The 22,925-nt window shown below is 64.7% G+C and carries 20 protein-coding genes; 9 read left to right on the forward strand and 11 right to left on the reverse strand.

Translation table 11 applies throughout. From position 1 onward, the window contains the following. The first annotated feature begins 110 nt into the window (after window positions 1-110). Window positions 111-335 (forward strand): hypothetical protein, encoded by a 225-nt coding sequence (locus tag B0G38_RS03010; protein ID WP_264668074.1) that lies wholly within the window; start codon window positions 111-113, stop codon window positions 333-335. Between the two features lie 51 nt (window positions 336-386). On the opposite strand, the gene B0G38_RS03015 is transcribed toward B0G38_RS03010, so the two are convergent. After that, window positions 387-1,217, reverse strand: a complete 831-nt coding sequence (locus B0G38_RS03015) for a response regulator transcription factor (protein WP_264668075.1) — start codon at window positions 1,215-1,217, stop codon at window positions 387-389. Window positions 1,218-1,432: 215 nt separating this feature from the next. Here B0G38_RS03015 and B0G38_RS03020 point away from each other — a divergent pair, with 215 nt between their 5' ends. Together B0G38_RS03020 and B0G38_RS03025 are read left to right on the forward strand one after the other, a co-directional pair. Then, on the forward strand, window positions 1,433-3,151 hold the full coding sequence (locus B0G38_RS03020) for a sensor histidine kinase (protein WP_264668076.1): 1,719 nt from the start codon (window positions 1,433-1,435) through the stop codon (window positions 3,149-3,151). Between the two features lie 50 nt (window positions 3,152-3,201). After that, a complete protein-coding gene (locus B0G38_RS03025) occupies window positions 3,202-3,840 on the forward strand; it encodes a VanZ family protein (RefSeq protein WP_264668077.1) in 639 nt (212 codons plus the stop codon). Window positions 3,841-3,864: 24 nt separating this feature from the next. Here B0G38_RS03025 and B0G38_RS03030 read toward each other — a convergent pair whose 3' ends face one another. From B0G38_RS03030 to B0G38_RS03040, 3 genes are all read right to left on the reverse strand, one after another. Then, window positions 3,865-5,391 carry a M28 family peptidase gene (locus tag B0G38_RS03030; RefSeq protein ID WP_264668078.1) on the reverse strand — a complete coding sequence of 509 codons (1,527 nt, stop codon included), beginning with the start codon at window positions 5,389-5,391 and terminating at the stop codon, window positions 3,865-3,867. 207 nt (window positions 5,392-5,598) lie between these two features. Beyond that, window positions 5,599-6,624: a M20/M25/M40 family metallo-hydrolase gene (locus tag B0G38_RS03035; protein ID WP_264668079.1), complete on the reverse strand. Its 1,026-nt coding sequence runs from the start codon at window positions 6,622-6,624 to the stop codon at window positions 5,599-5,601. A 24-nt stretch (window positions 6,625-6,648) separates the two neighbouring features. Then, complete coding sequence (locus B0G38_RS03040; RefSeq protein ID WP_264668080.1) at window positions 6,649-7,491, reverse strand: hypothetical protein; 843 nt, start codon at window positions 7,489-7,491, stop codon at window positions 6,649-6,651. 294 nt (window positions 7,492-7,785) lie between these two features. On the opposite strand from B0G38_RS03040, the gene B0G38_RS03045 reads away from it, so the two are divergent. Next, window positions 7,786-9,099: a UDP-glucose dehydrogenase family protein gene (locus B0G38_RS03045; protein ID WP_264668081.1), complete on the forward strand. Its 1,314-nt coding sequence runs from the start codon at window positions 7,786-7,788 to the stop codon at window positions 9,097-9,099. A 23-nt stretch (window positions 9,100-9,122) separates the two neighbouring features. Beyond that, window positions 9,123-10,022: an HNH endonuclease gene (locus tag B0G38_RS03050; protein WP_264668082.1), complete on the forward strand. Its 900-nt coding sequence runs from the start codon at window positions 9,123-9,125 to the stop codon at window positions 10,020-10,022. A gap of 9 nt (window positions 10,023-10,031) precedes the next feature. Here B0G38_RS03050 and B0G38_RS03055 read toward each other — a convergent pair whose 3' ends face one another. Next, window positions 10,032-10,310, reverse strand: a complete 279-nt coding sequence (locus B0G38_RS03055; protein ID WP_264668083.1) for a DUF1707 domain-containing protein — start codon at window positions 10,308-10,310, stop codon at window positions 10,032-10,034. A gap of 282 nt (window positions 10,311-10,592) precedes the next feature. On the opposite strand from B0G38_RS03055, the gene B0G38_RS03060 reads away from it, so the two are divergent. The 4 genes from B0G38_RS03060 to B0G38_RS03075 all read left to right on the forward strand — a co-directional run bounded on the left by B0G38_RS03060 (window position 10,593) and on the right by B0G38_RS03075 (window position 13,829). After that, window positions 10,593-12,692 (forward strand): M1 family aminopeptidase, encoded by a 2,100-nt coding sequence (locus B0G38_RS03060; RefSeq protein WP_264668084.1) that lies wholly within the window; start codon window positions 10,593-10,595, stop codon window positions 12,690-12,692. A 115-nt stretch (window positions 12,693-12,807) separates the two neighbouring features. Continuing rightward, a complete protein-coding gene (locus B0G38_RS03065; protein ID WP_169995058.1) occupies window positions 12,808-13,017 on the forward strand; it encodes a helix-turn-helix domain-containing protein in 210 nt (69 codons plus the stop codon). A 77-nt stretch (window positions 13,018-13,094) separates the two neighbouring features. Then, the gene (locus B0G38_RS03070; RefSeq protein WP_264668085.1) at window positions 13,095-13,595 is read left to right on the forward strand and encodes a DUF2505 domain-containing protein; all 501 of its coding nucleotides are present in this window, start codon (window positions 13,095-13,097) and stop codon (window positions 13,593-13,595) included. Between the two features lie 12 nt (window positions 13,596-13,607). After that, window positions 13,608-13,829: an SCO4848 family membrane protein gene (locus tag B0G38_RS03075; protein WP_169995062.1), complete on the forward strand. Its 222-nt coding sequence runs from the start codon at window positions 13,608-13,610 to the stop codon at window positions 13,827-13,829. A gap of 112 nt (window positions 13,830-13,941) precedes the next feature. Here B0G38_RS03075 and B0G38_RS03080 read toward each other — a convergent pair whose 3' ends face one another. From B0G38_RS03080 to B0G38_RS03105, 6 genes are all read right to left on the reverse strand, one after another. Further along, a complete protein-coding gene (locus B0G38_RS03080; RefSeq protein WP_264668086.1) occupies window positions 13,942-14,634 on the reverse strand; it encodes a TMEM175 family protein in 693 nt (230 codons plus the stop codon). A 13-nt stretch (window positions 14,635-14,647) separates the two neighbouring features. Beyond that, the gene (locus B0G38_RS03085; RefSeq protein WP_264668087.1) at window positions 14,648-15,979 is read right to left on the reverse strand and encodes a S8 family peptidase; all 1,332 of its coding nucleotides are present in this window, start codon (window positions 15,977-15,979) and stop codon (window positions 14,648-14,650) included. A gap of 202 nt (window positions 15,980-16,181) precedes the next feature. Continuing rightward, window positions 16,182-16,325 carry a hypothetical protein gene (locus B0G38_RS03090; RefSeq protein ID WP_264668088.1) on the reverse strand — a complete coding sequence of 48 codons (144 nt, stop codon included), beginning with the start codon at window positions 16,323-16,325 and terminating at the stop codon, window positions 16,182-16,184. 42 nt (window positions 16,326-16,367) lie between these two features. Continuing rightward, the gene (locus B0G38_RS03095; protein WP_264668089.1) at window positions 16,368-17,603 is read right to left on the reverse strand and encodes a DUF1624 domain-containing protein; all 1,236 of its coding nucleotides are present in this window, start codon (window positions 17,601-17,603) and stop codon (window positions 16,368-16,370) included. Beyond that, entirely contained in the window at window positions 17,578-18,513 is a 936-nt protein-coding gene (gene dapA, locus B0G38_RS03100) for a 4-hydroxy-tetrahydrodipicolinate synthase (RefSeq protein ID WP_264668090.1), read from the reverse strand. The genes B0G38_RS03095 and dapA overlap by 26 nt, the downstream gene beginning before the upstream one ends. A gap of 28 nt (window positions 18,514-18,541) precedes the next feature. Beyond that, window positions 18,542-22,576 (reverse strand): Pls/PosA family non-ribosomal peptide synthetase, encoded by a 4,035-nt coding sequence (locus B0G38_RS03105; protein ID WP_264668091.1) that lies wholly within the window; start codon window positions 22,574-22,576, stop codon window positions 18,542-18,544. Between the last annotated feature and the right edge of the window lie 349 nt (window positions 22,577-22,925).

A 22,925-nucleotide genomic window follows, 5' to 3' on the forward strand; every position in this document is an offset into this window, starting at 1 on the left:
TTGAGGATGAAGAGAGATGCCGGTCATTCGTCCGGGGCTTCATTTGCAATTGGGAGGAACGACATGCCCGGTTGTGCCAGGCTATCCAAGGTTCTGATGCAAAGGCTGCCATGGACGTGGTCCTGAGCCTGAAGGTATCCAGTGCGATGGCCGGCGCCGGCAGGCTGTCCCAGTTGGCAGCAAACCTGCAAGCGATGCTACTTCGTCTGGGCGAGGACATCAGGACTTCCTGCACGTTGAACCTATTGGAAGAAATCGCTGCGTGCGGTCGCGCCACCATGGTCCAGCTACGGCTGGAGTACCTGGAAGCAAAAGCAGAGCGTCGGAGGAACTGAACGGCGTCAGATACAGGAGGGCAAGCCAGACGCCTGGTATAGCGGGGTCGGTTAGCGGAGGGTCTTGGGGGCTAGCCGGTAACCGACTCCGCGAACGGTCTCCAGCCACCGCGGCTCACGCGAGTTATCGCCCAGTTTCCTGCGAAGATTACCGATGTGGACCTCGATAGCGCGCATATCGGCGTCGCTGATGAACGAGCCGGTGTCATAGTCCTCGTAGCGCAACCGGCGGACAAGGTCCGTCTTCGTGCGCACCACTCGCCCGCTTTCCATCAACGCGTGGAGCAGGTCGAATTCGGTGCGGGTGAGCTCAATCTCCTGGCCGTTGACCTCGGTAGTTCGCGTTTGGTGGTTCAGCAGAAGCCCATTGTGCAAGTACGTGCCGGGAGGGTTTCCATTAGTCGCTGGTTCGGCTACCTGAGTCTGCCCATTGCCTTCCGGTTGCTCTGATCCGTTGGCCGGGGCGGCTGGCACCGGTGTCTGCCCCACGGGAGACGCACCAGTGTCGCCCATGCGTGGCCGCCGGAGCATCGCTGCGACGCGGGCCCGCAGTTCGCGCGGGCGGAAGGGTTTGGTGATGTAGTCATCGGCGCCGGATTCCAGTCCCAGCAAGGTATCCAACTCTTCCGCGCGCGCGGTGAGCATGATGATGTAGCTGTCGCTGAAGAGACGGATCCGTCGGGCTACTTCGAACCCGTCCATATCCGGCAGGCCAAGATCCAGAGTCACGATGGACGGGTCATGTTTCTCCACGGCTTGTACGCCTTCTTCACCGCTCGCCGCAGCATGGACCTCGAAGCCAGATTGGATCAGAACAGCCTCGATAAGGTCCCGTATGTCGCGGTCATCTTCGACGATGACCGCTACCCGTGATGCTTCCAAAATCCCCCCGAACTTTTTGCCCGCACACCCATGATGCACCTCGGTGCAACAACTGTTCGTATTATACCTTTCACCAAGGACACTTTTTGCGGCGTTGCCGGGCTACCATGGCCGGAACGGGACAGGCCCACCTTTATACTGAATTTCCGGCGGGTAGAACAAAACTGTGCCGGGTATCAGGTCTCATCTGCTGCAGGAACAGGAAACCGGGGAACATGTCCGCAGTCGTCAAGAACGCGCTGGCCATGATCGGCGTGCGGAAGCAGTTTCATGAGCTGAACCTGCGGTACCGGGTCTTCCTGAGCCAGATGCCGCTGGTGATTTCCGTGACCTTGGTGGCCCTGGTGGCGGCAATCTTCTTTCCGGACAGCTTTAACGACGTCGCTTTCCAGGCGGGGCTCATCATGCTGGCAGTTCTGACGGCTGCCAGCTTTCTGGTCCCTTGGGACCGCCTGCCCTACCCCACCTACTGGGTCATCCCGCTGCTGGATTTCGTTGTCGTAGCGGCGCTGAGGACAGGCGGGGCGGAGTCGCTGAGCGGACTGAGCATGCTGGCGGTTTTCCCGGTGTTCTGGTTGGCATGGTCCGGCATAGCCCCAGTTGCCGCCCGAATCATCAGCTTCTTCGCACCCTTGCTGCTGGTCTGGGTACCCGTTCTGACCTCCCGTGAGCCGGTTACCGCAGCCGGGCTGGCCGATCCGTTCCTCATACCTATCATCATGCTCGCCATTTGCGTTACGGCGTCGATATTCAGCCTGAGCGAGACGGACAAACAGGCAGTGCTTGAAGCCAAAGACCGCGAACTTCAGGCTGTCCTGGATGAAACCAGGAACCGTTCCAGACTCATGCAGACGATGATGGACACGGTCGGCGTCGGTCTGGTCGCCGTGGACAAGGACGGGCATGACATCCTGATGAACCGGCGCCAGCAGCAGAACCATATGCTGGCTGCTCCCCCGGGAAATACTGATCCCAACGAACGCCAGCTGCACGTGTACAAACCGGACCGCACCTCGCCGATTCCGCAGGATGAGCGGCCGGTCTTGAGGGCCGTGCGCGGGGAGACCTTCTCCGACGAATTGGTCTGGATCGGCGAGGGCAAGCAGCAACGGGCAATGTCCATCTCCGCCAGGTCCATGAGGGACGACGACGGCACCTTCGCCGGTTCTGTCGTTGCCTTCAGCGATGTCACGGATCTGGTGAACGCCCTTGCTGCCAAAGACGATTTCGTCGCCAGCGTGTCGCACGAGCTGCGCACCCCGCTGACCTCCATCATCGGCTACCTCGATCTGTCGCTGGAGGAGACCCAGCTGAAGGATCCGGACGGCTCCTTGGCCGTATCCCTACGTGTGGCGCTGCGCAATGCCGAGCGTTTGCTCCAGCTAGTCTCGGACCTGCTCACCACCGCCTCCGGCCCGGCCAAGATCGAGCAACGCAACGTCGATCTGGCCGAGGTCATCGCATCCTGCCTGGCTTCGGCAACACCTCGGGCGGAGGAAGCCGGCGTCGTACTGGTCAATGAGAGCCCTAGCGATCTCGAGGCGTTCATTGACCATGACCGAATGTGCCAGGTGATGGACAACCTGCTCTCCAATGCCATCAAGTACTCCCCCGCGGGCGGTCACGTTACCGTCCGTGCATGGCAGGCAGAGGGCCGGGTCGGCTTCGAAGTCGAGGACCACGGCATGGGCATCGCGGAAGAAGACCTGGGCGGGGTCTTCACCAAGTTCTTCCGCACCCCCACGGTGCGTAGGGCGGCGATCCCCGGAGTTGGACTTGGTCTGGTGATCACCAAGGCCATCGTGGAGGCGCACGGAGGCTCGATCAGCTTCACCAGCAAGCTCGGCAAGGGCACCACGTTCACGGTCCTGCTTCCGGCCGACGGCGGTGACCGGGTCCCTTCTACGGAGACGACGTCGGCGGACAGGGTTTGATGCGGCAGGCGTTAGCGACCAAGCTGGGGACGTGGGCAACGAAGTTGGGGATGTTGGGAAAGAAGTTCGGGACGAAGCTGGCACCGTTGTCGGCGAGGTGGAATTCCGCCGTGCTGGCGATGCGCCGGTCGCGGCTCTGGGCCAGGCTTGAATCCTGGTTCCGGCGACGGCACGACGCCAAGAACGGCGCCCGGCTGCTGAGGGCACCAGCCGGCGGCCGGCGCGGGCATCTGCCCGGCTTCCTGCTGATCGGTTACCTGCTGACGGTGGCTTTGGTAGTCCTGTGGCCAACGCCGGTGGACCGCGACGCGAGCGGCACCATCCTGCAGGTGCTGGCGAAGCTACATGCCTTCGGGGCGCCGGACTGGATCGACTACAACCTGGTGGAGACCAGCGCCAACATTGTGATGTTCGTGCCGATCGGTCTGCTGGGCGGCACCCTCCTGCGCGCCGGCTACCGCTGGATCGCCGTGCCCGCTGCCTTCGCCGTCTCGTTCATGATCGAACTGGTCCAGGACACGTTCCTGCCCGGCCGCTTCGGGACCATGCAGGATGTCCTCGCCAACACCCATGGCTCGGCGCTGGGCCTGGTGATCCTGTATGCGTTCCTCGAATACCGGCGCGTGGCCAAAGAGGACGCCGCCGCCGAACATCCGAAACAGATGAACGACGGCGGCGCTGACCGCTAGCTGTAGCGCTCGGTTTATTTTCGGCTACTTCTGTGCGGCATTGCCCTTGAACTTCATGTCAGCAGCACCGCTGTTGGAGGCACCCTTGGCCGTGCCATTGACCGCGGAAGTGGTCTCAGCAAAGGTCAGCGTGGCGTGCGCAATCGCATCGGACATCTGTTCCAAGGCGTCCATGCTGATATTGCTAGTGTCGTCGCAGACCGAGTGGTAGCAGGGGTCGTAGGCTGCACCCGCCGTGCCGCCGAAATCCCTGGCCTGCTCTTCGCTCTTGATCCCCTCTGCGCCGGTGAACAGACCACCGGCCGGAATGCCGTTTTCAATGAAGGCGAAGTAGTCGGAGCGCCCGTCGAAGGCCGTCGGCGCTGAGGCCAACCCCTGCGAGGCGAAGTAGTCGTTGAAGACGTGTTCAATATGAGCTGACCCGTTCGGACCGATCTGGCCGAAAGCATCGCCGTCGCCGTCGTACACAAAGCGCACAAAGTTTGGCGAGCCAACCATGTCGAAGTTCAGGTTGAGTGCGTGCTGCTTGATCTCCTCCTTGCTCAGCTGGGAGACATAGTGGGTGGACCCGATCAGTCCGCTTTCCTCTGCTCCCCAGAATGCAAAGCGCACGCGGTTTCGCGGCCCGTCTTCGTCCTGCTCAGCCATCTGGATGGCTGTCTCCAGGATGGCAGCGCTGCCGGAACCGTTGTCATTGATGCCGGCGCCTTCGGCCACGCTGTCCAAGTGGGCGCCGGCCACTACGGTGCGGTCCGCGCGCCCGGCGGTGTCCGCCAGGATATTGAAGGTCCTCGACTGCTTGACTTCAGCATCAACGTTGACGCGCACCGTTGTCGCCGGTTCCGCGGCCAAGGCCTGGCCCACCGCGTAGGTGGCACCCACGGTCGGGATCTTAACGGCCTCGCCCAGCGTGCCGTTGAGGAGGCCGGACCGGTCGTCCCCGTTGCCCTGATTGAAGATGATGGCTGCCGAAGCACCTGCATCCGCAGCCAGCTGTGCCTTCACTCCGAAGGTGCAGGTGCCTCGCTGGATGAGCGCGATGTGGCCGGCTGTGAAGCCTTCGAAGTCGGCCGCTTCGCATCCGCTGGTCGAGGCCGCCGGATCGGTGAAGTTCACATCCACCGCTGTTACTGCGGCCTCGACTTCACCCGCACCCGAGTACTCCATGGTCGTAAAGTCGGTTCCGTTGATGTAGGTCTTCTCCGTCGGCGAGACCTGTGCCAGCTCCGATGGCGTGTGCTCGACGAACTGCTCGTAGTCGAAGTACTGGCGCTCCGGATCGTAGCCGGCATCCTCCAGTTCGTCCTCGATGTACTCGGCACTTGCCTCGTAGCCTTCCGTTCCGGCTGCGCGGTTCCCGTTGTTGTTCGCGGCCACTTTCTGGAGTTGTTCAAGGTGGTCCATGATGCTCTCAGCAGTGACGGCTTCACGCAGCTTTTCCGTGTCCGTCCCGTTGTCCGCGTTGGCGGGCAGCCCGGCGCCGAGTGCCAAAGCGACGACGGCGGTTATCGCCCCGATGCGCTTATTGCGACGATGATTCATTTTCGTCATTCCCCTGATTTCGGTTGAATGTCGCCCGGCATGGCCCCCAACACCGGTCGTGTTGCTGACGTTAGTCGAGGGATTCCCGGGCCGGAAGAGCGCACAACCAGTTCGCCCTGCGAGGAGGGAAAATCGCCGTCAGGGGTTGACAAAACCTTGTGCCGGACTCGGAAACTCAGTCCGAACTCGAGCCGCGGCGATCCGGGCTAAGCCCGCTCAATCCTCCGCGGGAGTGGCCGTGGCGAAGGCGATGGTGGCGTGTGCCAGGGCGTCCGCCATTTCCTCGAGCAGGTCCGTGTCCACGTTCTCGATTGTGTCGCAGGACTCGTGGTAGCAAATGTCGTATGCCACTCCCGCCTCGCCGCCGAAGTCCTGCACTTCCGCCCCGCTCTTGGTGCCCGCGTCGCCGGTGAAGAGCCCGCCGGCGGGAATGCCTGCCTTGACGAAGGCTGTGTAGTCGGAGTCGCCGTCTTCGAACGGAGTGGGCAGCACCTCCAGTCCGCGGTCAGCAAAATAGTCGACGAAAACGTCCTCAATCTCATCCGAACCATTGGGCGCGTTGTCGCCGAAAGTCGAGCCGTCGCCGTCGTGCACAAATCGCACGCCGTTGGGTGAGGCCACCATATCCAGGTTCAGGTAGACCGCATGCTGCCGGGTCTCGCTGCCGCTGAGTTCGTCCACGTAATGCTGCGATCCGTTCAGCCCCTCCTCCTCGCCGCCCCAGAACGCGAACCGCACCTTATTGGCCGGCTCGGTCCCGGAGTCCGCCATCCGCAGCGCCGTTTCGAGGATGGCGCCCACCCCGCTGGCGTTGTCGTTGATGCCGGGCCCGCGGCGCACCGAATCCAGATGCCCGCCCACCACAATGACGTGCTCGTCGCTGCCGCCGGTTTCCGCGAGGATGTTGAACGTCTCGACTTCCTCGCCGTCGTCCCTGTATGTGAAATGCTGGCGCACAGGGTTATACCCGGCCGCGCGCAGCTGCTCCTCGACATACCGGGCGGATTCCTCGTAGCCGGAACTGCCGGCGGCCCGGTGGCCGCCGTTGGCATCGGCCACGTCCTGCAGCGCCTCGAGGTGGTCCATGATGTCCCGGGCGTTGACAGCCTCGCGCAGCGCACCGGTGTCAGCGCTGTGCGTGGGAACCAGCGGCGGCGGAGCGGCGGAACAACCTGCAAGAACAACGACGGCGGCCGCGGCCGCTGCGGCAACACCTGCCCGGACACCTCTATGCATTTTCATGGATGTTCCCCCTTGCGATGAAACTTAGCGCATCTGCACGACCGGCGGAAGTACTTTCTGCGTCAAACCCAGGCACAGCCAGAAGCACACCGCATAAGCGCCCAGAACCGCGGCGGAGACGAGCGACGACGGCGAGAAATCCGTCCCGGCCGAGGCGTCCTGCAGCACCCCGCCCAGCAGCAGGAACAGGCCGCCGGCGGCCGTCACTGCTCCGGGCGCCAGCACGCTGGCGATCAGGACCACGGCCACGCCTGCGATCGCCCAGATCCAGCCGACCCCGGGCAGCTCCAGCGTCGCCAGGCCGGTGGGCGCGAGGCAGAAGGTCAGCAACACCAGGGCGGCATAAGTGCACATTCCCACGTCAAGGATGCAGCCGTGGCTGCCCATTTTGTGCAGCGTATTGGGCAGGACCGCGATGAACGCAGCGGCCAGCAGGGCAATGTACGCCGCCGTCCAGAAGGGGCGCGGCAGCCCGGCTGCGGAGGACTGCACCGCCAGCTCAAAGTAAGCAGTGCTCGCGTAGAACAGCGCGGCCGCGGCGATGATGAACTCGATGAAAGACCGGACAAGGTGCAGGCTGCCCGACCGCGCGGGCCGCTGCCGGACGAAGCTGCAGAAAAGCCCGTAAACAGCGCCGGCCGCCAGGCCTGCCCCGATCATCTCCGAGGTCCCGCCGCCGGTAAGCCCGGCGAACAGGGCCGTTGCCATGACGCCGGTGAAAAACGTGGACGGCAGCATGGCAGGATCGGTCTTCAGCAGCCGCGGCGGTTTGCGCTGCAGCGCGAAAAACAGGAACACCAGGGCCAGACACAGCACACCGACCAGGACCGTTCCGTTGTCCGCGGCGGCATGGACGCGCGCGCTCATGAATCCGGTCATGGCAACACCAGCTGTTCTGCACAACTGGCTGTTCGATACTTCTGTCCAGACGGATGGATGGCACTTTGGACGCGAAAAAGTACAGACATATGAGTTCCCCAACTCCCCACTAATCGCCCATCGCATGACCGTCCCCAGATGGCACAAGCGTTTAGGCTTGTCCACACCCTAAAGCATGAACCTCAAGGTCCCCTCAAGTTCCGTGCCGTTTTAATCTTCTCTTCATGTTTGCGGGATACTGTCAATAGGGTTTTTCCAAGAAGTCTCGTTCAAAGGATCTGTATGCGTATCTCCGTCATTGGCTGTGGTTACCTAGGCGCCGTCCACGCGGCTTCCATGGCCAAGCTCGGTCATGAAGTCGTTGGCATCGATGTAGACCAGCGCAAGATCACCGAGCTCCAGGCAGGACGCGCACCGTTCTTCGAGCCCGGCCTGCCGGAACTGCTGACCGAGGTCCAGGAGACCGGCCGGCTGAAGTTCAGCACGTCAATGGCCGACGCCGAAGGCGCCCAGGTCCACTTCGTCTGCGTCGGCACCCCGCAGCGCAAGGGCGAATACGCCGCGGACCTGACCTACGTCGACTCCGCGTTCTACGAACTCATCCCGTACCTGCACGAAGGCGACATCGCCGTCGGCAAATCCACCGTTCCCGTGGGCACCGCCGCCCGCCTGGCCGACATGGTCGCCGCCAAGGCACCCGGCGCCGTCCTCGCCTGGAACCCGGAGTTCCTGCGCGAAGGCCACGCCGTGAAGGACACCCTCACCCCGGACCGCTTCGTCTACGGCGTCCCGGCCGGTGAGAACGGCGCACGTGCCACCGCCGCCCTGGACGAGGTCTACGCCACCCCGCTCTCCAACGACACCCCGCGCCTCGTGGTCGACTACGCCACCGCCGAGCTGGTCAAGACCGCCGCGAACTCCTTCCTGGCCACGAAGATCTCCTTCATCAACGCCATGGCCGAGGTCTGCGAAGCCGCCGGCGCCGACGTGACCGCCCTGGCCGACGCCATCGGCATGGACGAGCGGATCGGCCGCAAGTTCCTCAACGCCGGCGTCGGTTTCGGCGGCGGCTGCCTGCCCAAGGACATCCGCGCCTTTATGGCCCGCGCCGGCGAACTCGGCGCCGACCAGGCCCTGACCTTCCTGCGCGAAGTGGACGCGATCAACATGCGCCGCCGCTCCCGCGTGGTCGAGCTGACCCGCGAACTCGTCGGCGGCTCCCTGATCGGCAAACGCATCACCGTCCTGGGCGCTGCATTCAAACCCGAGTCCGACGACGTGCGCGACTCCCCCGCGCTCAGTGTCGCCCAGCAGCTCCAGCTCCAGGGCGCCACCGTCACCGTCACGGACCCCGAAGCGCTGCCCAACGCCAAGGGCCGCTTCCCCGAACTGTCCTACGAACCCGACACCAAGACTGCGCTGGCCAAGGCCCACGCCCTGGTACTCCTGACCGAATGGAAGGAATACCGCGAACTGGACCCGGCCGCCGTCGCCAATCTCGTCGACGAGAAGAGCATCCTCGACGGCCGCAACGTCCTCGACGCCGCCATCTGGCGCGAGGCCGGCTGGACCTACAAGGGAATCGGCCGCCCCTGACCCCGACGGCCGGGGAGGAACCCATGAACGCGATCGTCCTCGGCTGGGATCCTGCCGATTGGGATGCTTGGCAACCGGCCTTCCCCGAGGTAGTGGAGCTTGTCGCCGAAACCGGCGGGTTCCGGACCAACTGGAGCCTTGGCTTTCCTCAGGATCCCGTTTGGCAGGCAGAGACTTCCCCGGGCGCCGAGGTGTGGCTGCTGCTCACCGGCGGGAAGGACCGCGGACTGATCGGCCATGGCGTGGTGGGACCGGACGGGGCTTCCGGGCATGGCAACGCGGACCCCCAACCAGGCTCCGCCGTCGACGTCGTTTTCGACGCCCTCCTGCGCCAGGGCGAACATGTTCCCCGCGACGAGCTGGCCAGCCGCGTTCCCGGCATGCCGTGGGACTCGGTCCGCGGCTGGGGCGAGCCTATCCCGCCCGCCGAACTTCCCGCGCTGCGCGATGTCTGGGCCGATTATGCAGGGCCGTCGCAGTTTGAGCCGACGCTGGCCGTGCCGGGTGCGCTTCCGGATGAGGCCCTGCTGAAGGTTTCCGCCAACCGGTACGAAGTCGGTCCGCAGGCGAGAACGGCCTGCATCCGCCACCACGGATCCAGCTGCGCGGCCTGCGGTTTCAATTTCGCAGCGGCCTACGGCGGGCTCGGCAAAGACTACATCCAGGTCCACCACATCGTTCCGGCCGCCGAACAGGGCGCGGACTATCAGCTGGATCCGCTGACCGATCTGGTACCGCTCTGCGCCAACTGCCACGTGATGGCGCACCAACGCACGCCCGTGGCCTACTCCCCCGCAGAACTGAGACGCTTGATGGCGGCCCCGCCGCACATTTCCGGTTCGGTGCTGAGCCCGGAGGAAGAATCGGCCCAGCGGGATGCCGCCCGGCTGCTGCAGATCAAGGGCACCGGAAACCAGGACTGACCCGACGGGCTACACGTTGCTGCTTTCGCCGAGGACCCGCAGCCGCTCCTGGTATTCGTCCAACGTGATCTGGCCGTGGGCCAGCCTCTGGTCCAGGATCTGCCGTGCCACGCTTCGGGGCGGCGGCGCATGATGCGTTGCTGCCGGGGTCAACAGGTACGGCTCCTGCCCGCCACGGGTGGTGGTCACAAAGGCCCGCACCACCATGACAGCCAGCAGCACCACAACCATCAGCAACACCAGGCCGAAAAGCCACGCTCCTCCGACTAAGAACCATTCTGCATTCATTGCAATGCATCTCCCTCGACGCGGAAGCAACCTTGCCATAGAGCCGCGGACAATGTCGCCCCTGAACGGTATTCCTTATAGCCAGATTACCCATCTCCGCTGACGAGATACAGGGGTGCGCGTGCCACCGCAACGTAAACGTTGCAACATAACTTTTTCCCAAGCACCGGGACGAAGAATGGCACCGGAGCGCAGTAACAACTGCACCCACCGTATTCATTGACACCACTTGCAGAAGCAGCGCACGGTAGAGACACCGACAGCGCTGTTTCAGGGGGCAGCATGAGTTTCAGATCCAGGTCAGGCACGGAACCAACCGGGCCGGCAGTATGGCGCCGGACCGGCATCGCGGTGGCCGTTGCGGCATCGTTGGCCGCGGGCCTGACTGTCCTGCCGGGAACTGCTGCCCTCGCAGCGCCCGATCCGCGGTTGTTCGAATCCCAGCCCGGCGCGGCGAGCGTGGGCGATAAGTACTTCCCGCAGGCCGGCAACGGCGGCTACGACGTCAAGCACTACCAATTGGACCTGTCCTACCATCCGCCCACGGACAAGCTGGACGGCATTGCCACCATCAGCGCCCGTGCCGCCCAGGATCTTTCCTCCTTCCACCTGGACCTGCGCGGTCTCTCGGTGGAGTCAGTCGAGGTCAACGGCCTCTCTGCCTACTGGTCCGTTCCGGAGGACGGCGAACTGAAGGTACAGTCGCCGCAGAATATCCGCAAGGGCGACAAGTTCACCGTGGCCGTCAAGTACTCGGGCGTACCCAAAACCATCAAGGAGCCAGGCCTGGCCGGCTTCATCCACACCGAAACCGGCGCCACGGTCACCGGCCACCCGCTGACTGCGCCCACCTGGTTCCCGTCCAACAACCACCCGCGGGACAAGGCCACCTACACCTACAACATCTCCGTGCCGGACGGCTGGGAAGCCCTCGCCAACGGCGCGCTGACCGACAAGAAGTCCAAGAGCGGCCGGACCACGTGGACGTGGGAAGCCAAGGAGCAGCTGCCGGCGTACCTGGCCTCGATGAGCGTCGGCGAGTTCGAGATCGATTCCTATGCCAAGGACGGCATCGACTACTGGGACGCGCTGGATCCGGAACTGAAGTCCGTCATCACGCCGCGCAACGGCAACGGCCTGGCCTGGTCCCACACCTCGGACGCCTCCTACAAGCGGCTCAGCCGCACCATCAGCATTCCCAACGACGGCGCCGAGCTGTCCTTCTGGCTTGAGCGCGATACGGAACCGGGCTGGGACTTCGCGTTCGTGGAGGCCCGCACTGCTGGCACCGAGGACTGGACCACGCTCAAGGACACTACCGGCCACGCCACCGCCGACACCGGCCTGGCCTGCCCCGCCTGGCACGAGGTGCACCCGTTCCTCAAGCATTACCAAACCGACGACGGCGAGGGCGGCTGCACGGCCGAAGGCACCTCGGGTAAGTGGTGGGCTGCCAGCGGCACCAGCGACGGCTGGGAGAAGTGGGAGTTCGATCTGTCCGCCTACAAGGGCACGGACGTGGAGCTCTCCATCACCTACGCCAGCGACATCAACGGCCAGCGCGACGGCGTGCTGATCGAGGACATCATCGTCTCCACCGACGAGGGCACCACGTCCTTCGAGAACGACCGCAACCGGGACCGGCTGGAAGGCTGGACCGTTCCCGGTGCGCCGGAAGGCAGCCCGGGCAACGAGGATGACTGGGAAGCGGGCGTTTCCACTCCGGTCTCCATTGGCGCCAGGGTGGAAAAGGGACTGGCCCGCCAGCCCGAAATCATCGGTTTCCTGGCCGACAATTTCGGTGACTATCCCGCGGAGGCCGCGGGCGGCGTCGTTAGTGGAATTGACGGTCTGGGGTTTGCCTTGGAGAGCCAGAGCCGGCCGACCTACTCCGAAGACTGGTTCTACGATCCGGCCAGCGCCGACTCGATGATGGTGCACCAACTCGCGCACCAGTGGTTCGGCGGCAGCCTGTCGCTCGCCTCGTGGCGGGATGCCTGGCTGGCGGACGGTTTCGCCACCTACGCGCAGTGGCTGTGGAATGAGGAACAGAATCTCGGCAAGGCCCGGGATGCGTTCGAATTCTACGGCGGCATTCCGGACGACGATCCCTTCTGGGACCTGCGCATCTCCGATCCGGGAGCGGACCGCGTCTTCGACGCCTCGGTGCAGGCCCGCGGCGCGATGGTGCTGCACGCACTGCGCGAGGAGCTCGGCGACAAGACATTCTTCCCGCTGCTGAAGGCCTGGAGTACCGGGAAAGCCGGCAAGGTTGTCTCCACGAAACAGTTCATCCAGTTTGCCGAGCAGTACTCGGGGCAGGACCTGACGGAACTCTTCGACACCTGGCTCTTCACCCCCGGGAAGCCCGGCGAGCTGTGACGCGATCAGGTAACGGCGGGCCACCCGCGGTATCGAAACGACAACACCAGCGTGTTTCCGCCACCCATGCCACAGCCAAGGCCTACAGTGGCTTTACCTTTCCTGGGGAGGAAAAATGTCACATGAACAAAACCTGGACATCGGCAACTTCCTGACAGTATCGGACGTCGCCGCCCGGCTCAATGTCAGCAAGATGACCGTGTACCGCCTGGTGCACTCCGGCGAGATGCCGGCCGTCCACATCGGCCACTCATTCCGGATCAACGAGACGGCGGTCGCGGACTATCTTGCGGACGCCGCAGTGGAGGCCGACCCGTCGAGCTAGCACCGGGGGCGCCACATCCGTGCCAGCCAGTAGGATGGACTCTGATCCCAACCGAGACCGATCTTTGGAGTCCACCTATGGCCTTGAGCGCCTCCACCAACCTGTCCCACCCTGTTGCCGAGGTTACCGAGACCTTTGTCAGCGCGGACTTCCTCCGCCACATCAGCGAGATGGTCGGCGGCAGCCTGGTCTCCGTGCAGCAGGAGGGCGACGTCGATGGTCCCTTCACGCTCACCGTGGTCCGGAACATTCCCACCACCCGGCTCCCGGACATCGCGCGCAAGATGCTGGGCGAGTTCCTGAACGTGACGCAGACCGAGCAGTGGCAGGCCCCGGAGGCCGACGGTTCCCGGACCGTTAACGTCGGCGTCAAGATTGCCGGTGCTCCCGTGGACGTGGCCGCGGTGCAGAAGCTGGTTTCCGAAGGCGCTTCCACCCGCGTGGATCTCGAAGGTGAAGTCACCTCCGGCATCCCGTTCCTGGGCGGCAAGATCGCCTCTGCGGCCGAGCCGATGCTGGGCAAGGCGCTGCGGATCCAGGCGGAGCAGGCCGAAGCCTGGATCGCCGGCCGGGCATAGGGCTTACAGACTGTGAACGTACCTGCTGCCCTGGCCTGGATCCTGGTCTTCGCCGGCTTGTGGAGCGTCATCGCCTGGGTGCCGTTCCTGCTCCAAGTCTGGAAGGACCCGCGGTCCAAGGACGACAAGGGCAATATGACCAGCTACCTCACCACACGGTTCATGCTCATCACCACGTCGATGATCCTGGGCATCGCCACCCTGGTCATCGGCTTCCGGCTCATGGCGGGCTAGCTTTTCTTCTGCCTGGCTGATTTTTCACGAGAACGTCCCTGACGAACCAGATCGTCCCTCCCACGAGGGCGGCGGTACCGGCAGGGACGTTCTCGCGTTTCCCAGGGGCCGGTCATACGGCGTCCGCCCCCTTCCTGCCGATTCTGCGGGTGATCACCACGGCGGGGATGATGAGCAGCCACATATACATGGCCGCATCCGTGTGGAAGAACGCTACCGGGATGCTCAGCACAAACACCAGCGGCACCGGCAGGATGGACCAGAACACGTACCGGTACATAGCCCGGTCCACGTCCTCGGTCATTAGCTTTGCCCGCCACGCATGCATCCAGATCAGGTTCAGCATGACAAAAACGGCCGCCGTCACGCTCGCATAGAGAACCGCCGGCCACGGTGAAATCTCCCCGCCATAGTTGCTCAGGAAACTGGTAGGCATCGGCAGGACCGCAATGAAGAACAGCAGAAGCAGGTTCAGCCACTGCAGACGGGCATCATAACGCCGGATGACAACGAATTTTCGGTGGTGGTTCATCCAGGCGGTGCTGATCACGGCGAAGCTGACGGCATAGGCGAAGAACTCCAGCGTGGCCGCCAGCAGGGCAGCGCCCAAGTGCTCCTGATCCAGTCCTTCGGGAATGATGATTTCCAGCACCAGCAGCGTCATGGCGATGGCAAAGACCGCGTCGCTGAAAAACACCAGCCGCTCGAGGGAGGCACCGGAGCCGAAGAGCTTCCGGTGCCGCTCCCGCAATCCTTCGCGGCGCTCCGGCTCTCCTTCCTGCCCTGCGCCGGTGCCCTCCGTCAAGGCCAGCCTCAGGTTAGAACAACGAGCCGCGGATGAGGTGGCCGTAGTAGATCGAACCCGGCCGCTGGGGATCCCCCTCGTAGCCGTGGTCGGGGTTGTCGTTGTTGTACTGCTCGGTCGCCTCCACGAAGCTGTCCATCACCTCGGCCACGGATCCGGTGCAGGTGCCCTGGTTCAGGCAGAGCGCCACCGTTCCGGCCACAGCAGGCGAGGAGAAGCTGGTGCCGTGCGGGGAAGCTGTGCCACCGCCACGGGCCGTCGTTTCAACACACACTCCTGGGCCGGCGACGGTGTGCTCCAGGTCGTCACCCTGTGTTGCGAAGTTGGAGAAGCTCGCGGGCCGGTCATCGCTCGCATAAGCACTCACGTCCTGGCCCAGGCACACCGGCGATGCCTCCCCGCCGGGCCTGCCGTCAAAGTCGCCGATCGCCGTCGCGGTCAGTACCTCGTCATAGGCGGCAGGAACCACTCCGGCCATATCCGTCGCGCCGTTGCCGGCCGCCACCACATAGGTCACGCCGGCTTCAACCGAACGGCAGATCGCCGCATGCATGGGGTCGCCGCTCTCGCTGCCGCAGGCGCCGTCGTCGGTCCCGGGTCCGGCAATGCTCACGTTGGCGACGGCGATGTCGTTGTCCGCATCGTTATCGGTCCGCGTCCCGGTCACCCAGTCGTACGCGCAGATCAGGCTGGACAACGAGATCGTCCCGGCGTCGCTCAGCACCCGCACGGACCAGATCGGCGCACCGGGAGCCATGCCCACCACGCCCAGATCATTGTCGCGTGCCGCCGCCACGCCCGCCACCGAAGTTCCGTGGCCCATCACGTCCACCGGCGCCGGTACGTCTACCGCGGAGCCGCTGCTGCAGTCGACGCCGCCGCGGACATTGAGGTCCGGGTGGGTCGCGTCCACGCCGGTGTCGATGACGGCAATGTTGACGTCGACGTCACCGGCGCCGTCGCCGGCTTTGGCACTGGACTGATCAGCCCCGGTGCGCGTCACGCTGACCGGCGTCTTCTGCGCCGCGAGGGTGAACTGTCGGTCCAGGGCAACGTAGGCCACTGCCGGGTCGTCGCCCAGCTGCTCGGCGTCGGCAGCGGTCATGCTCGCGGCGTAGCCGGAGATTGCCTCGCTGTATGTCGAGGTCTCCTCGACGTCGAATTCCTCGTGGTGGTCCGCCGCAATGTCCTCAACATCGGCAACGGAGTCCTTTAAAACAACGATGTAGTCGTCCTCGGTCTCGGCCAGTGCCGGCGATCCGAGAAAAGCCATTCCGGCCGTAGCGGTTGCTGATGCAGCCACAATGGCCAGCAAACGGCGCGCTGCTGGATGCAGACTCCCCATGATTTCCTCCGAAGCAGGTTCGATCCCAATATCCCCAAAATCGATATGCGGCCACCTGCCCCCAAGCGCTTCACCATATCGTTATAAACCCCTTTGGAATCACAGTATGTACCCCCGGAGGAAGAACCGTCCATAGCTGCGGCAAAATCATGTCCCGCATGACGTTGCCGCCCGGAAATCCACCGTTTGCGGAGAGAACGGTTCAGTCCGTATAGGTGCGCCAGCGTTCCTTGACGTCTTCGGGGAGTTCCGCCCACGGCGGGGCGTCCGGCATCCAAAGGCCGTCGAGCAGCTTCATGCGCTCTTCATACAGGGCCTTGCCGGCGGCCTCCCGGTCTGTGGTCACGGATAAAAGTATCCCGCATCGGGCGGGATTCGGCGAAACTCTTCACGGTTTGTGTTCGGGGTTCGGGCTGACTGTTCCTGCAGAAGCGAGGATGCGCCGACGCGTGCGGTCCGAGGCCTGCGCGACCACACGTTCCAGCGGGCCCTGCGTCCTGCCGGTGACGTTGCGCCACAACACCGCGAACAGCACAGCGGCGGCAATCTGGATGGCCAGCGAGAGGCGCGGCTGCTGGGCCAGGAATCCGGTAGCCAGCACCACCAGATGGACCGAATACAGAGTCAGGGTCATGGCACCGGCCGTAGCCAGCGGAGTGATGATCCACATGACCTTGCTGCCCACCCACAACATCAATCCAAGAACGACGGCGGCGACTCCCAGCGTGTTCAGGATTTCCACCGGGGTGGATGAGTAGGGCGAAAGAACGGTCAACCACCATCCGGAGGAGGTCGGCAGCCCTATTTCCGGCCCCCAGATCAGGACCTCTTCCACTCCCTCGGCGCCTAGCCGGGGGGAACTCCCGACCAATGCTTCCCGTCCGCCCATCGGCTCGAGCATCAGCAGGGCGAACAGCCAGGTTGCGACGGCGAGGATGGCTCCGCCGATTACCAGCCGCTTTTGGACATCCCGCAAGCGCAGGTTCATCCGGCCGATGGCCAGCCCTGCGCAGATGTAGGCCATGTACGGAACGGCCGGGAAAGAGCCGGTGAACAGCAAGGCACTGACCACCCCTCCCGGGTCGCTGAAGAGCAAGCTCAATGAGGGGTCGTACCCCTCCAGGTCCGGCAGCGGCCGGCGCAGTGCCTGCATCAGGATCGGCCCCAGGATGGCGAAGCCCACTGCTGCAAAGCCAAGCATCCTCGGGCTCAGGCCGAGCAGCGGGATGGCCAGCAGGAACATCATGCCGTAGTACGCCAGGATGATCGCGGCAGGCGGGTCCAGCAGGCCGATCAGCAGCCCGATACCCGCGATGATCAGGGCACGCACGGCCAGCGAGGCCTTCGCCGCCGTCAGTGTGCGGCCCCCAACAGCCCGCGCACCTCCGGAGACGAAGGCCAGCGAGATCCCGGCCAGGAACGCGAACAGCGCGGCCGAGGTCCCGGAGAGGAGCTGCCAGGCGAACGTGGGCTCACCGTCCTCGTTCCAGCCGGGCAGAATATGGATGGCCATCATGCCGATCAGGGCCAGTCCGCGGGCTGCGTCTACCCCAATGATCCGGTCCTTCCTCTTAGCTGCCGTGGTGGCGGTCTTCTGGTCAAACAGTGACCGTCCGTAGAACACCGGAAGCCTCCATATCCGCCAGCAGTGCCTTGGTTTCGTCTGTGGTCAGTTCGACCATCGGGGACCGGACGCTGCCGCCGGGCAGGTCCAGCGACTGCAGTGCTGCCTTGACAGACGCAGCAGCCGGGGCACGGAACATGCCGCGGTAGACCGGCAGCAGTTCCCGGTGCACGGCGAGGGCCTGGTCAATCTGTCCCTGCGAGTACAGGTGGAACAGATCCTGAAGCCGGTCCCCCACCACATGGCCCACCACGGAGACGAAGCCAACGGCCCCGATGGACAGCAGCGGCAGGTTCAGCGCGTCGTCGCCCGAATAGTAGGCCAGCGGCGCTTCCCGCATTACCCAGGAACTGGCTTCGAGGTTTCCCTTGGCATCCTTGACCGCCACGATGTTCGGGTGCTGGGCCGCGGCAACCAGCGTTTCCGGTTCGATGGCCACACCGGTCCGTTTGGGAATGTCGTAGAGCATGACCGGCAGTTCGGTGCTGTCCGCGATCTCCCGGAAGTGGCGCAGCAGCCCGCGTTGGGACGGCCGGGAGTAGTACGGCGCCACCAGCAGCAGCCCGTCTGCACCCCAATCGGCTGCGTTCTGCGCCAGCTTGATGCTGTGCCGGGTGTCCCCCGAACCAACTCCGGCGATGACCTTTTTCCCGGTTCCTGCCACCGCGCGGCGGGCGGCGCCGATCATCTTGGACTTCTCGTGGTCAGAGGTGGCGATGGACTCGCCGGTAGTGCCGTTGACCACCACGCCGTCATTCCAGCCATCCCGGGTCAGCCAGCGTGCCAGCTCTTCGGCTGCCGGCAGGTCCACCCGTCCGCATCCATCAAAAGGCGTGACCATGGCCGTCAGTACGCTTCCGAAGACGCAACCTGCCGGCGTCGTAAACTCGAGGTTTTCTATGGTTGTCATTTCAATTTCCCCCTGTTGATTATTTGATTTACTGCGAGTGGCCGGTGCCTGAGGCATTGCTGGCATCGGCGAGCAACTGCTGGCGCTGCCGGGCCTGGACCGGATCCCAGTTGCGAAGCGGGTTGCCGGCCCAGGTTCCGCCGGCGGGGACGGTCTCCGAGCGCATTACCAGCGAGCCCGGTCCCACCGTGGCCTGCGTTTCAACCAGGCTGCCCGGCAGCACAACACTGTTGGGCCCCAGGGTGGAGTAATCTTCCATCTTCACTTCGTCCATGCGCATGATGCGGTCGTGGAACAGGTGCGTCTGGAGCACGGTGCCGCGGTTAATGCTGACGCCGTCGCCGATGCTGATCAGGTCGAATTCGGGCAGCCACCAGGTCTCGCACCAGACCCGCCGGCCAATCCGGGCACCCATAAGCCGCATCCAGAAGTTGAGCATCGGCGTGCCCAGACTCATCCGGATCAGGCCGGGAACGGCGAGGGATTCGGAGAAGACGTCGGCCAGCTCGTTGCGCCAGATGAAAGAGGTCCACAGCGGATGTTCGGACGGCTTGAATTGTCCCACCAGTGCCCACTTGGCCGTTAGCGCCACCAGGCAAGCCGCGAACGCGCTGGCCAGCAGCACCGGTCCGGACAGGACAGCGGTCATGAGCAGGCCCGCCTGCAGGTAGATCTGCGTCAGCACCCAGACCGTGGCCAGTGCCAGCCAAGCCGTGATCACGGCCGGCAGAAACCGGCAGACTTCGACGGCGGCGCGGGCGGCCAGCAGCCGGCGCGGCGGATTGTAGGTGAGGGCCGAATCACCATTGTCCACCGGACGCGGCAGTTCCATCGCGGGACGGCCAAACCAGTTGGACGAGGACGGCATGTTCTTCGGCGCCGAGGAGAGCACGGCAATCAGCGAGTTATCCGGCACATGGGTGTCCGGACCGACAATGCCCGAGTTACCCACAAAGGACTTCTCCCCCACGCTGGCCGGACCGAGGTGCAGCCAGCCGCCCCGGGCACGCGGCGACGAGACCATCGAGTGGTCCGCCAGGAATGAGCGGCTCTCGAACGTGGTCAGATGCGGGATCGTCTCCATTGTGGAGATCTCCACATGCTTGCCCACCTTCGCCCCGAGTACCCGCAGCCAGAACGGTGTCAGCAGGCTTGCGTAGAGCGGATAGACCGAAACCAGCGACTTGGCCAGCAGCAGGTTGGATAGCCAGGCCGCCCAGGCCGCGATGCCATGCAGCGAGTGGAAGCCGGGCCTCAGCAGCAGGCTCAGCAGGCGCACCAGCCCGGCAGTCATGCCTAGGTAGGTGACAACGGCCAGCACCAGGAACACGGGCGACCACGCCGCCAGCGTCCAGAGCGCCACGCTCAGGTTCTCGATGCCGCGGATCACGAACATCACCAGCAGAGCACCGGGTACGACGGCGGCAATGGGCATCAGCGTCAAGCCGGCCAGTCCCAGCGGGTACAGCAACCGGACGAGAAGCTTGGGCTTTTGCTCGTTGGCGTCCGCCGGCCAGTCATCGCCGGCCGTTCCCACTCGCTCCATCTGCGATCCGGCCCAGCGCTCACCATCCGGAACAAGACCGCTCACGCACGTCCCCGGGTCAACTTCCGCACCGTCGCCAATGCGGGCGTCGTTCATCAGGAGCGAGCGGGTACCCACCCGGGCCCGCTCGCCGATCCGGATCCGGCCGATGTGCAGCCGGTCGCCGTCGAGCCAGTGTCCGGCCAAGTCTACTTCGTATTCGATGGTTGCACCGTTGCCGAATTCGGCCAGCCCCGTCACCGGCGGCATTGCATCCAGATGCACGTCCTTGCCGACCTTGCAGCCCAAGGCCCGCGCATACCAGCCGGCCATCGGGGTACCCATCATCGGCTCCAGCTTGCAGAAAGTCACAATCCGGTCCACCGCCCACAAGCGCAGATGCGTCCATCCGCCGCGGGCATAAACACCAGGCGGGACACCCCACAGCAGCAACCGGGCCGAGGCCACGGCGAAAAGCATCCGGAACGGCAGCGTGAACAGCACCACCCACGCGGCCAGCAGCGGCAGCAGCGGTGGATTGGGCACCCACGGGGCATCGGTAATATTGAACATCAGGAAGCAGACGACGGCGATGCCCGTCACGTACCGGAGCCCGGTGATCGAATAGAGCACACCGATCAGCGGGGCTTGGACCAGGCCCGTCCACCACGGGGTGGGCCGGACATCGCGCTCTGCGGCGGTACTGGTCCCGAGACTATCCACGTAGGCGGCCATGCTGCCCAGCGTTGGCCGGTCGTAGATGTCGGCGATGGACACTTCGGGGTGCCGGCTGCGCAGGGTGGCCACGAGTTGGGCCGCAGCGACACTGGCCCCGCCCAGGGCGAAGAAATCGCTCTCCCCGGTCAGCGGCACGGGCCCGAGCAGGTTGGTCCACGCGTCGGCAATCCAGCCTTCCGTTCCGGTTAGCGTATGCCCGGCTCCTTCGGACCCATTGCCCGGGAGTGGCCAGGGCAGCGCCTTGCGGTCCACCTTGCCCGACGTTTTCACCGGCAGTTGGTCGACGACGCCGAGCGCCGGCACCAGCTGCGCCGGCAGCATTTCCTGCAGCCGGGCCCGCGCTGCCGCCAGATCAATCTGCCCGCTATCTTCCAGGACCAGGTAGCCGGCAAGCACCTTGTTGCCGCTCGGCGTGGACTGGACCGCGGCGGCCGCCGTCGCCACCTCCGGAAGCTGGGCGAGGGCTTCATCGATCTCGCCCAGCTCCACCCGCCTGCCGCCAAGTTTGACCTGTTCGTCGGCCCGGCCCACAAAGATCAGCCCGTCCCGGTCCGCGAGGACCAGGTCACCGCTGCGGTAGGCGCGTTCCCAGCCGAGCGTGTCCATCGGAGCGTACTTTTCGGCGTCCTTCGCCGGGTCGAGGTAGCGGCCCAGCCCCACGCCGCCGATGATCAGCTCGCCTTCCTCGCCCCAGCTGACCGGGTTGCCGTCCGGGTCCACCACCGCCAGCTCCCACCCGCGCAGCGGCAGGCCGATCCGCACCGGCCCGCTGCCATCCAGCGCCGCGCCGCAGGCGATCACCGTCGCCTCGGTGGGACCGTAGGTATTCCAGACCTCGCGGTTGGGGCCGGCAAGCCGCGCCACCAGTTCCGCCGGGCAGGCTTCGCCGCCGAAAATCAGCAGCCGGATATTCTCCAGCGCCTCGGCCGGCCACATTGCCGCCAGCGTGGGCACGGTGGAAACCACGGTGACGTCCCGCTCTGCCAGCCACGGCCCCAGATCCCCACCGGAACGGACCAGGGAGCGGGGTGCCGGAACCAGGCAGGCACCGTTGCGCCAGGCCAGCCACATCTCTTCACAGGAGGCGTCGAAGGCCACGGACAGCCCCGCCAGCACCCTGTCTCCGCGGGTGAGCGGGCGCTTCGGCAGGAACATTTCCGCCTCCGCATCGGCCCACGCAGCCGCCGATCGGTGCTGGATGGCCACCCCCTTCGGCTTGCCGGTGGAGCCCGAGGTAAAGATGATCCAGGCGTCGTCGTCGGGGTGCGGCTGCGGGCTGTTGCCGAGAGTCTGCACGCCCGGCATCGGCGTGATCGACAACCCTTCACCGACGACGGCGCACACCGCGGCTTCGGCCCAGACGGTTTCGGCCCGTTCATCCGGCTCGTCCGCGTCCACCGGCACGTAGGCCGCACCGGAAACCAGGATCCCCAGGATGGCGATGTAGAGGTCAACGGATCCGGACGGCACCCTGACCCCGACGCGGTCCCCCGCTCCGATGTCCGCGGCCCAGAGTCGCCGCGCTATCTCATCAATATGCAAGCCGAGCGTTGCGTAGGTGAGGCATCGTTCGCCGTCGTCGATCGCCGGTGCCGCGGGATAGGCCGCGATGGTCGACTGGATGATGTCGACCAGGGTGCGCTCGTCTGTGGCAGCCCGGCGGGGAAAGATGGCGGCATCGGGGCCGAAGCCGTGCCGGCCCCCGGGCCGTTCATCGTTGTGTATTCGGTGGTGCGTGTGCCTGTCTGCAACGCCTTCTGCGATATCCCCGGTTGTTGCAGGACTGTATGACAAGTCCAAAAGATCCCCCATAAAGTTGTTTTCCCCGCAGCCCTGCCTGCCCGGCGCGACCCGACAGGCATGGCGGCAAAGGACTGCTTAAGGCGCACCGGGCATCTAGGCTCACCGGAGCGCCGGCTATGGCTTGAGTGAAAGCCGGATGTTACTGGCAGAACATGGTGTCAGCGTGGATTCGACGCATCAGCGAACGATCCGGCAGCTGCCCAACAAGGCGCGCTCGTGCAATCGCTTCGAGGCGCAACTTTGCATCGAACCTTGCCCACGCTGAATTCCCCCATGTCCCTGACACTACGAAGCCGTAACCGTTTTGTAGTGCGTAGTGGGTACCGGAGTTCTGCAGGCCGAGCTA

It is taken from the genome of Crystallibacter permensis (assembly GCF_025960875.1).
Lineage (GTDB): Bacteria > Actinomycetota > Actinomycetes > Actinomycetales > Micrococcaceae > Crystallibacter > Crystallibacter permensis.